At 64.7% G+C, this 272-nt stretch carries 1 protein-coding gene; it reads right to left on the bottom strand.

What is annotated here, in order from left to right:
- On the bottom strand, positions 1–272 hold a 272-nt coding region (locus SB816_RS31710; RefSeq protein WP_410548209.1), incomplete at both ends, for a glycoside hydrolase TIM-barrel-like domain-containing protein.

The following is a 272-nucleotide window of genomic DNA, read 5'->3' as shown; positions in this document are numbered from 1 at the left end:
AGCGGAACACCCATGGCTTTCCCTTCAACCCATCGGTGATGGGCGTGCGCCGCCGCGCCGCGCGGTCCGCGTCACCGGCGTAAAACCAGTCGAAGCCCTCGCCCGCCGTTATCGCACGGCGGAAGGCGGCGGCATCGTCCGGGCCGGTCATGCCATCAGGATTGCCGTTTGCAGCATCCTCGTCGCGCCAGTCGGAGAGCGGCATGTAATTGTCAATGCCGATGGCATCGATATCCGGGCTTGCCCAGAGCGGATCGAGGTTGAAGAACACG

This window comes from Achromobacter sp. SIMBA_011 (assembly GCF_046535435.1).
GTDB lineage: Bacteria > Pseudomonadota > Gammaproteobacteria > Burkholderiales > Burkholderiaceae_B > Achromobacter > Achromobacter dolens.
The sequence above is the reverse complement of the archived record's forward strand: the minus strand, read 5'-3'. Positions and strand labels throughout refer to the sequence as shown.